Here is a 12,365-nt window from a genome sequence, read left to right on the forward strand (position 1 = left end):
GGAGGCGGCGCGCTCCTTCACGTAGGGGTACGCGGTTAGTCCGCAACTAGCTACGGAGCACTAATTGTCCTCCGATCCTTCGCACCAAGAAGCCATCGCAATCCTTCTCAAAATGGAGACCGCAGCATCAAGCGTCTGGTGCTCCTGCGGAGTTACTTGGTTGCGCAAAGCCGCGGCAAGCCATTCGGCACGAGCTCGGCGGTCCTTGATTAGCGCAGCGTGCCCTCTTGTCGTGAGAGTCACCAACTGACTTCGACGGTCGTGGGGGGCCGCAGTCTGTCCGATCAACCCATCTGCCTTAAGCTGAGCGACGACCAGACGCATACTCTGATGCTTGACGCTGCGACGCTCGGCCAGTGCGGCGGTACTCATCGCTCCTTCGCGATCGAGAAGGCCTAGTGTTTCCGCACGGGCTGTACTCGGGGTGTCTGCTTGCGCGCGTGCAGCTCGAACGAAATCGCCCAGCACCTGCCGCATGCGCTCCGCCAACCCGAAGATATCGTCGTCAGGTGCGAAGTTTGTTCCGTGCCGCTTCAAGCCCTGAGTCCCGCCAGCACACTCGACAAGCTGTTGATTCCCCAATGCTCGATATATCGCCCGTCACGTACACGTACGACGTCGATCACATCGATCGAAATCGCGTTACCGGTCGGAGCGATTCCCAGCAGTTGTCCGGTATGAACGCCATGGATGGTCTTGCGCGTACTGACTTTGTCGTCTTCGGCAATCTGTTCGTGAATGATCACGGTAAGGTCCGTCAACGCCGGGTGGAGCATGTTCTTAAACGTGTTCCACATGCTTTCCGCATCGTTGGGTGTGCCGGCCGGTGCCGACCGATTGACGAAATCGGAAGCCATTAACGCGTCAAAGGCCTCACGTCGGCCTTCCTGGATGACCTCGATATTGAAGCGGCGGACGACTTCCTTGTTGGCAATTTCGGACATGGCTTCACTCTAGCTAATCAAAATTATGTTCAGCATTATATACAGTAAAACTGTATACATCTATCTATTGGGACCGCAGACATCAGCCGACCAAGTCATTTTGTAATTTTACATAATATACATTATGCGCAATCGCCAAGACCCCCAGACGGCCCCGCAAGCGCCTCTGGTACATCTCCCCAGGTTCCCCAACTAATCTCGTGATCTAGCCCGCTTGAGAAGCCGCTTTTGTATTGTTTCTAGCTCTGCGCTGCGCAGATCACGACTTCAGTGCTCCGCCCCAAAAGAACCAGACTGAGTCACAACTTTGCTGCGCTGAGGCTCGTAACACATTGATGTGCGCTCTTTTTCAGGCTTTAGCCATGCATTGTGGTCGTACGCTACCTCGACGGAGTCGAGTTCACAACTTTGAGGTAATTGTTCTCCGCAGAGTGACCTCTACACCCACGACACCAAACTCCCTCATTTGGCGCACACAGACCTCGACACTGGGGGAAGCAGCGCATACAAACCTGAGGATCGGCAGGGATTCGTCCAAAAACCGGCAATCTCATCCGTAACCAACCGCCCCCTCTGGGGAAATGGTCGTAGAGTGCTTGCAGTTTTCGCGCGATGGCGTAGGATTTAATCCTACGCTTCTCGAGGAGCCACGTATGCGCACCACACAGCAGTTCAGCATCACCCTTCCGAATGAAATGGCCGACTTAGTGCGATCGAAGGTCGCCGCCGGCGAGTACGCGACCGAAAGCGAAGTCATCCGCGATGGCTTGCGCACGTTGGCTGCCCGCGACAAGGCTGTCGAAGCTTGGTTGCGTGACCAGGTGGTGCCAGCGGCCGAAGCACTTGAAAGTGATCCGTCGCGCGGAATTCCGATCGACCAGGTGCGCAAACACCTCACCTCGAAAAGGGCTGCACGCACCGGCCGCTCGCGGGCGTGAGCTGGCGCGTCATTTTTTCACCCGAGGCGCAAGATCGCCTCGATGTCATCGAGCAGTATATTGCCGAGGCTAGCTCGCCGATCCCGGCGGCCCGGTATGTCGATGCCATCGTGGCTTACTGCGAAACTCTGACGACGTTCCCGGAGCGAGGAACGTCTCGCGACGATCTATTTCCTGGACTGCGAATCACCAACTATCGTGGCAATGCGGTGATTGCCTTTGTCGTGAGCAAGGCTGCTGAGGCGGTGGCCATCGTGGGCGTATTCTACGGTGGCCAAGATTACGAGGCCGTCCTGCAAGAGTCGTAGGACGCCTTGCGGCGGATACAGGCGAACGTGCTCACACGTATTGCCCAAAGCCACCGAGCAACGCTCTGCGGCAGGTAAGGCGGGATAACTCCGGATTATCCCGCCTTAGAATCGACGCCACGAAACTGAACAAGCCCCAATGTTCATTACGTAATGACGCATTATGTACCGTAGTACGAAATACACGGGCACGCGCGACCGCGCCAGTGTTCGACGCCGACACCGAAGGTCAGCGTCGAAGCAAGATCGCAAGGTATATCGCAAACTTACGCGCGAGATTGCCGGTTTTTGGACGAATCCCTGCCGACCCTCAACCTCGAACCAAAGAATGCAACGCAGCGAACCTTACGCAGCGGAGAACGCTTTGTTGGCTACGGAAAAAGTTGAACAGACGACGCAGACTTTCTGTGCAATTGGCCCCGAGAATTCTGGTCAGGCGCTGCGGCGCACGGATCGAGTTGTACAGATTCCAACGCTCGCACGCATTTCTGTCGAGTCACGGTGTTCATTGGAATCGACACTTAAGATTGGGCCGCACGGGTCATACGGAACGTGCCTCTGCGAGCACCGTGGCTCGGAAGCCATCGGGCAAGGCGTTGGGCGACAGCACATCCACCGGCACACCCAACAACTGGCCGAGCTTGTGGCGAATCGCGCCGATGTCGAACAACGTCGTCTCTGGCGTTGAGTCGATGAGGATGTCGAGGTCGCTGTTGTCCGTGTCCAGGCCATGCAAGACAGAGCCGAACACCCGCGCGATACGCCCATGACACACCAGACACCCGATCGAGCTGAGGCCCGCTAATTTTATGATACGGTACCCATTGGCCCAAATCCTAGCTCGCCCCTGACGCACTCCGAGGCTTTCTTTTCCTGACGGCGGCAGGGGTCCTGTTGCCCTTGGCCAGATGATCCAGTTTGGCTTGTAGAATCGTTTCTCGCTGCAGGGCCGCCTGCAGGGACTGCTGAGCCGCCAGCAAGGCTGCAGGAACGCCATCCATCCGGGCCAGTTGCTGCTCGAAGGTTTTGGCGCAAGTCCGTTGTTCGGCGGCCCGGTGCTCGGCCACGCGAGCAGAATCCAGCGCGCGCTCCAGCCGTGCGGCCATGGTTGATGCTTCCCGCTCCTGCCGGCGCAATGTTGCCTGCAGTATTTTGGATTCTTCCCGGGCCCGATCGATTTCGGCGTGCGCCCGATCTTCGACCGCCCGAACATGCGACGCCTGCGACTCACGCTCGGCCGCCACGCTGCCTTTGTGCGCCTCGAACGCATCGTCCAACTGCTCAGCACGCCGCTGCCAGGTATCGCGTTGCTGGGTCAGCTCTGCCAGTTGACCCGCTTGTTGCTCGACGAGACGCTGCATGTCCGCCAGTCGCGTTTCGGCGAGCTGACGAGCCTGATCGGCACTCTGGGCGACCTCCTGGGCTTCGGCGAGCGCGATGTCCCAGAGCTTTCGCTCTTGAGTGAGTGCCGATTGAGCGGCCAGCAGGGCGTTTTGCTCTTGCGCGAGGGCGGCCTGCGCCAGCGACCCCGCCTGGGTCGTGGCGAGGCGCCAGACCTCGGTAAACGCCTGCCCCACATCCCCTGGCAGCTCAGGCAATTCGAGCACCTGGCTCAGCCGCGTGGCTAGTGCGCCCCGCCAGGTGTCCAGCATACGGGTCACGGTATTGGGCGAGCCCGTCCCGAGCCGCGCCCGAATTTTCTCCACTGTCGGCCGCTCACCGGCGGTCACCAGCGCATCGGCGGCGGCGCTGACCTGGTCTTGGGTGATGCCTTTGGCCATCGCGGATGTCTCCCTTGTCGGCGCCCTGCCCGGTTGATTACGTACTGGTGATAAGTGATGATTATCGTGGGTAGGCGCCCTATTTCGTAGTATACATTACACACTATGAACGATATTTTCGCCCTTCCGACCCTCGCGCAACCCGCGTCCAGCCTGGCGTTGCCCGAACAGCTGGCCCAGCAGGCCGCCGACGCGGTGCGCGAACTGCTTGCCGAGGCGGCCGCGGCCAACACCACCCGCAGCTACGCCAGCGCCCTGCGCTACTGGGCCGGCTGGCACGCGGCGCGCTACGGCGTCGAGCTGGCGCTGCCGGTCCCCGAAGCCACCGTGCTGCAGTTCGTGGTCGACCACGTGGTGCGGCGCTCGGCCGAGGGCGAATTGGCGTGGGAACTGCCGCCGGCGGTCGACCAGGCCCTGGTGGCTGCCGGCCTCAAGGCCAAACCCGGTCCGTGGACGCTGGCCACCGTGCGCCATCGGGTCGCCGTGCTCTCGACCGCCCACCGGCTCAAGCAACTGCCGAATCCGTGCGAACAGCCGGCGATCCGCACCGTGCTCAGCCGCGCCGCCCGGGCCGCGGTCAAACGGGGCGAGCGGGCACGCAAGAAGACGGCGATCACCTTGCCTGAGCTCGAGGCGATGCTCGCCACCTGCGACGACTCGCTGGAAGGCCTGCGCGATCGCGCCCTGCTCTGCTTCGGCTTCGCCAGCGGCGGACGCCGGCGCAGCGAGATCGCCGCGGCGGATCTGCGCGACCTGCGCCGGATCGGCCCGCAGGCGTACATCTATCGCCTCGAGCACAGCAAGACCCAGCAAGGCGGCGTCACTGCGGCTTCCACGCCGGACAAGCCGGTGCTCGATCGGGCGGCCGCAGCGCTGGAAGCCTGGCTGAGCGCGGCCGGCATTACCGAGGGGGCCATCTTCCGGCGGCTGTGGAAGGACCGGGTCGGCCCTCCCCTCTCCCCGGCGGCGGTGGGCGAGCTGGTACAGCGGCGAGCGCGGCTGGCGGGGCTGGAGGGGGATTTCGGCGGCCACAGCCTGCGCTCGGGCTTCGTCACCGAGGCCAGCCGCCAGGGCGTGGCGTTGCCGGCGATCATGGCGATGACCGAGCACCGGGCGGCGTCCAGCGTGGTGGGCTACTTCCAGGCTGGGTCGGTCGACAAGAATCCCGCCGCACGCTTACTGGATGATGGGAGCGGCTGATGCCTCGGATGGGCTTTTCCGGTACGGAAATAGTCGTCGGATTCGGTCAAGATGGCAGCCAACCGTGCATCCGAACACCGTATAGTTACGACTGGCGCAAACCCCAATAATTCATGGCCCACGGCGCGGCCTATCGATGGAACGAGGCGGTATGACGTGACGGACTCAGTTGCTTTTATTCATTTGTCGGACATCCATTTTGGCCAGGAGAAGAATGGATTTCTTCACATCAACAATGATGTCAAGGCGCAGTTGATTGAGGACGTCCGCCGATTCGTGGGTACCCTCCCGAACAAAAAAGTATCGGGTGTATTAGTTACAGGGGACATCGCCTTTAGCGGCAAGGCTGCGCAGTACCAGGACGCGGGAACGTGGCTTGATCTGCTAACTGCGGCAGGAGGCTGTGATCGCACAGCAGTCATGATGGTGCCAGGTAACCACGACATCGATCAGGCCACTATCGACAAGGGAGCCCAGTTAATGCTGGACGACATCCGGAACAACGGACAGGCCAGCCTGGAAGGGTTCCTTGAGACCGACCACGACAGGGATACGCTTTACCGGCGATTCGAGGCATATCAGCCCTTTGCGTTGGCGTACAACTGTCCACTCGATCGCGAGGGAGGGCGTCCCGAGGCACAGTCGTATTATCTCACGCCCGATCAAAGTCGTGTACTACGCTTTGTAGGTCTCAACTCCGCGCTTACCTGTAGAAAAAAGGATGAGAAGGGGCATCTGCTGCTTGGACGGCGGCAGTGGCCAATCGCCTGTGAAGATCACGAAGAGGTTGTTGTCCTCATTCACCACCCGCTGGACTGGCTGAAGGATTCCACGGATGCCAAGGGCTACATTCTCAATCGAGCGCGCGTTCTCATTACTGGTCACGAGCATGACCCGAAACTCGAAGTCTTAGATCTCGAGCATGGCGGCCAGCTGATGATGTTGGCGGCTGGCGCTGCAGCACGCCCCGAGAACGAGACCGAAGTAGCCTATACCTATAACGTGTTGGAGTTCGCGTGGGTGGCCGAAGAAGAGGCTCTGGCAGTGACGGTTCACCCGCGGGCCTGGATGCCGGAGCGCAAGCAATTTGGCCCTGATGATACGCGCCTGGGTGGGCGCAATCGCGTGGTCATGTTGCGGCGCCCCACACCACCGGGTGAGGAAGCGATTGAGGTATCGCGAGTCCCTGACGAGGTGAGTCTCCAAGTATCGCCATCAATCGAGCAAGAAATCTTGCGCCCGAACGACGATATGAACAGCGCCCCCGACATCTACCCACAACTGCGTTACCGCTTCTTTCGCGCCCTTTCGCCAAGGCAGCGGGTAGCTGTTCTAGTAGCACTCGACGTTTTGCCCGCTGACTTCAGTCCGCCGCTAACCCATGCAGACGAAACGCGGGCACTGGATAGCTTGAGGCACGGCGACGGGTTAGAGAGGCTCAAGCATGCGATTGACGAGCAGTCGCAAATTTCCAAATCGATTCCGACGAAGGATTCTGGCCGATGAACGTGGCAAGGTACGTCCGAATTTTTAATCTGCAGCCCAGCGATGAACTTGTTGAGAAGCGAAGCGCTGCAATTGAAGGCTTGTGCAAAGCCTACCTTACCGAAGAAACGCCGCTGAGCGCTTTGCAACTTGCGGCCGACCTAGTTCGCGGCGTCCGAGAAGGTAAGCTCCCGAAAAAGCTGGGCGAGCAAACGGCGGGAGTCATCGCGCTGCATAGTCCGTCTTTCTCGATTGAGGATGGCGAGCTGGATGCGTTGGTGTGCAGCTTGGCAGCCGCCCTAAGGTGTTTAGCTAGCACCGCATCAGATGACGCGAGCTTTGATGCACGCGATGCGTTTGCCTGCGCACTGTCATCCGGCCTGCGATTCCAAAAGCCTTTGGCAGAAGCACGGCTTGAAGCTCTGCGAAAGGAAGTTTTGGAGGCGGCCCTCGGCCGAGTGGCACAACGCGCTGAAGCGCTCAGGGAGCGAATCGAAGTCGAAAGCTTCTCAGGTGCGGAGCAAGAAGAGAGTGAGGGCGACGCGCGCCCAGATGCCCTGCTCCAAGCCGTTGACGCGTTGCGGTGGAACGCAGAATTGGACCGGGAGGAGATCGATCTGCTGTGGTGGGTGCTGGCCGACTGGAGTAGTCTCCTGCGGACGCATTTTTCTCGCCGAGATGATCTGGCCGGCTTCTTGGCGGGAGGGCTGGAGATGGCTGGCAAGCTTCGACACCTGCCCGCCGAATCTCATTATCAGATTATTCTCCGCTTCGTTCCTTCCGATTCGAGCTGCACGTTGAGCGGGCTTATCGAGGCGACGGCGGCTGATATAGGGGCCCTGCGTCAGGGTCTCGAACACCTACAAGAGTTGGTGCCAAATCATCGCGCCGTATTCCCCCTGCTCTCTTCGCTGATTAGTGGACAGACAACGGGGAGCGATGACGATTGTGCGCACTCCTTTTCCACATGGGTTAGACGAGTGCTCACGGAGGCCGCCCTGGCCCGCCAAGTGCTCGCGTCGCAGGCCGAGTCGTGAGCGTGGATGGATGCACGCAGCCGGATTGCACCGTCGCGGTGACGGGCATCTGCGTCCTTGGAAATCCGACGGCACAGTGCCCCCGGCGGATAGCGCCAATCTCACCGGCAAATGAAGAAATCGAGGTGGAGACGGGACTCGCACCAGCCCTGCCCACACCGGAAGAAAACCCAAGGTTTCCCGCCAGTACGACTTTCGGATTGGCTGAAGTCGCTCAACTGTCCGCCAACCGCTACTGTCATACGGTGGGTATCTTGGGTGCTCCCGATTCGGGAAAAACAGCGCTACTGGCCAGCCTCTACTTGTTGGTCGCCCATGATCGTCTGGCGGACTATGCGTTCGCTGACAGCAAGACGTTGATGGGCTTTGAACAAATCAGCAAGGGGGCTCGTCACTGGAATAATGGTCGCTTGCCGGAACAGCTAACCGACCACACCCAGATGGCTGATGAGCGAATTCCAGGCTTTTTGCACCTGCGTCTGCGTGCGATGAATCTAGAAAGGGTTGCAGATTTCCTGATTCCGGACTTACCGGGTGAATGGACCGAATCCTTGATTGATGAGGCACGCACGGATCGCTGGGATTTCTTGGACTCGGCGGATGTGCTGTGGCTAATAGTCGACGGACGCGGACTGACCAATGGGCAGCATCTGCTGAAACTGCACCGCCTATCACTGTTGCTTACTCGGCTCCAGTCACTATTAACCCCACCGTACCCCCCTGTTTTCCTTGTGGCTACGCGGCGAGATGTGGTGGACGTTCCAAGGGATATCCTTGATCGCATGAAGACTTTGGCCGAGGAGCGCGGCTTCGAAGCAACTGTTCATTTGGTTGCGTCATTTGCGGGAGAAGACTCCGAGGTTCAGCCGGGCGAAGGCGTTGAGCAGCTGATTCACGCCTCTGCTGCTGAGCGCCCGGCACGTCTCATCGCGAGCGGGTCTGGCCGGCATGACATCGGTGCCCGCGAAATGCTCCGCTATAGGTGCCATGCGGAGGGTGATGTATGAACCCCGTATTGCTGATTGGGCTACCCGATTCGGGGAAAACTAATTTTCTAGCGCGAACCTGGATTGCGCTCACTGAGAAGGGTTGTGCGGTCAAACCGCACGGCACTCCTGATGACATCACGTACGTGGAATCGTTGGTGCTGCATTTGCTCCAGGGGCAGTTTGCGCCGCGTTCCAATCAGAATGAAGAGCCAAGGCCCTTTGTATTAGAGGTAACTGACCCATCGTCCGGCAAGGTGATGCCACTTATGGTTCCGGACGTGCGGGGCGAACTGTGGAAGGCCGCAGTTCTTAACTCCGAACTGCCGAAGGAGTGGATGGACCGACTACATTCAAGCAATGCCGTTTTGCTCTTGCTGCGTGTTCATTCACAAGATGTAGTCAAACCCCTCGACTGGGTGGCAACCAAGCGGAGCATGGAGCATCAGCCTGGTGAACCTGCTGATGCCACCGATACGCCCACGCAGGTCATGCTCTGCGAACTCCTTCGTTTCCTCGAAATCGCGCTCGCGAGGAAAAACGGTGTTGCGCCACGCGTGGCTGTGCTGGTCACGGCGTGGGACTTGCTCTCCCCTGAGGAGCAAGAAGAAGGGCCGGAGCGCTACATCCGGCAACAGTTTCCGATGTTGGCTGGGCGCCTGCGGGACATCACGCGGTTAGAAATCGGCGTGTTCGGCGTGAGCATACTTGGGGGAGATCCCGCCGAAGATCTGCTGTTCAAGGAAGAATTCCTAGCGTCCAACAGCATTCAGGGCCGGGGATACATTGTTCAACAGGCGAATGACGAACTCCAGTACTCCCAAGATTTAACTTCGCCATTGGCATGGTGCATTCGAGCGAAGTAATGGATCTCCCCAGCCCTCACTTTGATGAGCAGATACATGGTTATCGCAGCGGGCACCAGCTGCTGTCGGCGACTATCCGACTTTCCAGGTTGGATCAGGACGTAGTCGATCGCCTGTCAGACATGGCCGGACAACTGCGGCCTGGTGAACGTTTCGCCCCGTATCTCACGGGCTACCCCCTGCCCAGCGGTGAGCATTTTGTCTTGGCCAAGACTTGGCAGGATGAAGGTGCGCCAAGGTCCGGTTGCGTGTGGACACAAAGCTTGCTGATACCCATATGGCAGTGGGTGGAATTGCCTGATATTGCCGCCTTGCTTCCATCTTTTCAGAGGCCGCCGTTTGAGGTCATGGGCATTGTTGAGCATACGTTGCCTTCAGACTCAGTGGTCAAAGATCCGCGGCGATTTGAGCTAGTGGAGGCGCTCTTCCTTGAAGATAGACAGCCGATCGTCATGTTTGACTGCGCAGAGGCGGAACTGATTGCGCTAAGGCTTGAGAGCGCACTCCTTTCGAGCATTCGATCCAACTTCGCATTTTGCACCTACGCTTTGGCGCCTCGATTCATCGAGGGACGTCCTTTCGATCTCTTGTTTGCCCCTTCCGATGCCCGAGCGCGGTTCACTAGCTGGTCCGGACGGAGGATCGATGCAACCAAGACAGGTGCGGAGAAGTCGCGTCACCGTTGGACAGCCGACTTGGTTCGCCGCATCTTTGACAAGGATCGTGCCCGCCTCGAGGTCGATTCCGCATTGGGGTTTGTCCCCGAATTCGAGCGCATAGACGAGAGTTCGTTGCGCATGTCGTTACGTTGGAAGGAGTTAGTGAACAGCGCAGCTGAGTCGCCGACAGCCGTGCTCGGCCTGTTGGATATCCTCCGTGTGCGTGGTCGCCCCCCTCTGGATGGGGCAACTGGAATCTTTCCAGTCATCAAGCAGGCCGCGACGCGGGTGGCGCTTGAGTTTCCCATTGATCAGGCTTGGATGTTTCTGACCGCGCTGCTTACTAAACTTCCCAGGGGGCGTATTCCGTCTTCTCTACGGCGACACCTCCATCAGGCGGTCATCTGTTTGGTGGGCAGGTCGCCGCAAGACTCTCTGTCTCACGTCGTGACGCTTGAGAGCACGGATCGAGACACTCCTCCGCTCGTCGATGCATGGATTGGCGAGGGCCTGGCTCAATCAAACGCTTTCAATCTTACTGAAATATGGCATCTCCCTAGTGCAGTGAGCTCGCGTCTCGTGATCGCTAGCAGGCACCTCGCGCGTGCGCTGGTCGATTACTACGAATCGCACCCGAGCGAGCTGGGCATTGAAGCGCTGACTGACATTGCGCAGACGGCACCTTCTATGAGCAAGCGACGATTGCTGCGCAGTGTCGCCGCGCGATTCCGCTCAGATCGATGGCGCGCGCTGTTAAGTGCCCTGATGCAAGAGCTCGGCTGGAAGGATGTGAAGCGGACCCTCTCTGATATCTGGCTTGCCACGCGCTTCGACCAAATGGCACTGAACAAGGTTTTCATTCAGTGGTGCGACGGTCAGCTCGAGCCCTTGCGAGGAGCGATACTGGAATTTGAGTACACCCCGGAGACAGAGCATTTTCTTTCGTCAACGCTGACGCTGCACGGGCCAGATATCGATTGGCTTTCCAAGGCTCGAGAGCTCAGTGAGCTCCGAAAGATCTCTGTCTTAACAGCTCTCCTTGATAATGCAAGCACTGAGGAGATCGCCACGCTTGCTGGCGATGAAGTCCGACTGGAGAGTGTATTCACAATGCTCGCCAATGAGCCCGAGCTGACCTTTCGAGCCATTGCTGGGTTGCTTGGTGTCAAGGGTATTTCAAACGGGCACGAATTTACGATTGGAATGAAGGTGCTGCCCTTGCTGGATGAGTTCCGGGGATCTGTGTTGCTCGATGCCCTGCTGAAGTATGCGATGACGGATCTGGCAGTGCCTACCGCCCTGATTGAGGATCTCGCATATGCGTTCGTCGAGGCAGGCCAATCAGTAGATAGACTCATGGAGTACGCCTTCCGACAGCGCGGAAGCGAGCAGTTCGTCGGTCGGAATCTTGTAGTGCTCTGCTCCGGGGACAGTCGGCTGCGCGCTCAATTCGTGAGCCGCATAGAGCCGCTATCGTTGTCCCTCTTTCGTTGGCAAGCCAACTATGGCGAGAACGCCTATATCGTGTGGGCTGATTTGCTATCGACTGCATTCGCAAAAGACCCCCAAAGCGCTACTGGCACGGCATTCGAGGTGTTGCAATATGCGCTGCGTTTGGTCCGTTATCCTGCCAGCTCACTTGTAGTAGCCACCTTCCCTGTAGCTTACCAAGCAGCTCGAGCTCGCGAACGAGGTGCTTGGCCTTGGGCGATGAGTAAGGCCAAGTGGATTGAAGGTGACCTTGTCCGCGCCTTCATGGATTCGTCTTGGCCACCGTATGATTTGTTAGTTTGCGCCATGCTTTCGGAAAACCCACAGTCGATCTTCAGGCGCATTAGCGATCGATGGCAGGGCGAACGATATCTTGTGAAGCTAGAGGAAGCCGCACGAGAGTTGCCCAAAGAGCTGCAGATGGACTCGCTACGGCTTCTTAGTCATGCGAAGCGCAAGAGTTAGACTGCTGGCCATCGCACTTGGGCCTGGTGCACGTTGACCCCGGACTCCAAACCGTCCCGCTACTCAAAGCGGGGGGACCTCGCCACCTTGCGTCTAGGGCTGCGGTTGTCGCGTGGTACGCGTGCCCCGGGCCGTAACTCCTCGAAGCTGGCGCCGGCCCATTATTGCATTGGCATGGATGCATTGCGTCGACGCAATCTCACGA

The 12,365-nt window shown here is 58.9% G+C and carries 12 protein-coding genes; 8 read left to right on the plus strand and 4 right to left on the minus strand.

Annotation, left to right across the window (positions count from 1 at the left end; all coding sequences use genetic code 11):
• Window positions 1-60: 60 nt before the first annotated feature.
• Window positions 61-477 (minus strand): MarR family winged helix-turn-helix transcriptional regulator, encoded by a 417-nt coding sequence (locus tag BMY90_RS17540; RefSeq protein ID WP_369501456.1) that lies wholly within the window; start codon window positions 475-477, stop codon window positions 61-63.
• Window positions 478-533: 56 nt separating this feature from the next.
• Entirely contained in the window at window positions 534-944 is a 411-nt protein-coding gene (locus BMY90_RS02050) for an ester cyclase (protein WP_092700883.1), read from the minus strand.
• 653 nt (window positions 945-1,597) lie between these two features.
• On the opposite strand from BMY90_RS02050, the gene BMY90_RS02055 reads away from it, so the two are divergent.
• Window positions 1,598-1,882, plus strand: coding sequence for a type II toxin-antitoxin system ParD family antitoxin (locus BMY90_RS02055; RefSeq protein ID WP_092700886.1), 285 nt, complete (start codon window positions 1,598-1,600; stop codon window positions 1,880-1,882).
• Window positions 1,879-2,190, plus strand: a complete 312-nt coding sequence (locus BMY90_RS02060; protein WP_092700889.1) for a type II toxin-antitoxin system RelE/ParE family toxin — start codon at window positions 1,879-1,881, stop codon at window positions 2,188-2,190. Before BMY90_RS02055 ends, BMY90_RS02060 begins: the two co-directional genes overlap by 4 nt.
• A gap of 541 nt (window positions 2,191-2,731) precedes the next feature.
• On the opposite strand, the gene BMY90_RS17375 is transcribed toward BMY90_RS02060, so the two are convergent.
• Window positions 2,732-2,941: a nucleotidyltransferase family protein gene (locus tag BMY90_RS17375; protein ID WP_175481470.1), complete on the minus strand. Its 210-nt coding sequence runs from the start codon at window positions 2,939-2,941 to the stop codon at window positions 2,732-2,734.
• An 85-nt stretch (window positions 2,942-3,026) separates the two neighbouring features.
• Window positions 3,027-3,971 carry a DNA-binding protein gene (locus tag BMY90_RS17380; protein ID WP_092700892.1) on the minus strand — a complete coding sequence of 315 codons (945 nt, stop codon included), beginning with the start codon at window positions 3,969-3,971 and terminating at the stop codon, window positions 3,027-3,029.
• Between the two features lie 105 nt (window positions 3,972-4,076).
• Between BMY90_RS17380 and BMY90_RS02075 the strand changes: the two genes are divergently transcribed.
• From BMY90_RS02075 to BMY90_RS02100, 6 genes are all read left to right on the plus strand, one after another.
• Window positions 4,077-5,171 carry a site-specific integrase gene (locus BMY90_RS02075; protein ID WP_092700895.1) on the plus strand — a complete coding sequence of 365 codons (1,095 nt, stop codon included), beginning with the start codon at window positions 4,077-4,079 and terminating at the stop codon, window positions 5,169-5,171.
• 156 nt (window positions 5,172-5,327) lie between these two features.
• Complete coding sequence (locus tag BMY90_RS02080; RefSeq protein ID WP_175481471.1) at window positions 5,328-6,677, plus strand: metallophosphoesterase family protein; 1,350 nt, start codon at window positions 5,328-5,330, stop codon at window positions 6,675-6,677.
• The gene (locus tag BMY90_RS02085) at window positions 6,674-7,693 is read left to right on the plus strand and encodes a GTPase-associated system all-helical protein GASH (RefSeq protein WP_092700901.1); all 1,020 of its coding nucleotides are present in this window, start codon (window positions 6,674-6,676) and stop codon (window positions 7,691-7,693) included. Before BMY90_RS02080 ends, BMY90_RS02085 begins: the two co-directional genes overlap by 4 nt.
• Window positions 7,694-7,818: 125 nt before the next feature.
• Window positions 7,819-8,700 (plus strand): TRAFAC clade GTPase domain-containing protein, encoded by an 882-nt coding sequence (locus tag BMY90_RS02090; protein WP_139201663.1) that lies wholly within the window; start codon window positions 7,819-7,821, stop codon window positions 8,698-8,700.
• Window positions 8,697-9,545 carry a TRAFAC clade GTPase domain-containing protein gene (locus tag BMY90_RS02095; RefSeq protein ID WP_092700907.1) on the plus strand — a complete coding sequence of 283 codons (849 nt, stop codon included), beginning with the start codon at window positions 8,697-8,699 and terminating at the stop codon, window positions 9,543-9,545. The genes BMY90_RS02090 and BMY90_RS02095 overlap by 4 nt, the downstream gene beginning before the upstream one ends.
• Window positions 9,545-12,160: a GAP1-N1 domain-containing protein gene (locus tag BMY90_RS02100; RefSeq protein WP_092700910.1), complete on the plus strand. Its 2,616-nt coding sequence runs from the start codon at window positions 9,545-9,547 to the stop codon at window positions 12,158-12,160. The genes BMY90_RS02095 and BMY90_RS02100 overlap by 1 nt, the downstream gene beginning before the upstream one ends.
• Window positions 12,161-12,365: the final 205 nt, after the last annotated feature.

It is taken from the genome of Rhodanobacter glycinis (assembly GCF_900114325.1).
In the GTDB taxonomy this organism is placed as follows: domain Bacteria; phylum Pseudomonadota; class Gammaproteobacteria; order Xanthomonadales; family Rhodanobacteraceae; genus Rhodanobacter_A; species Rhodanobacter_A glycinis.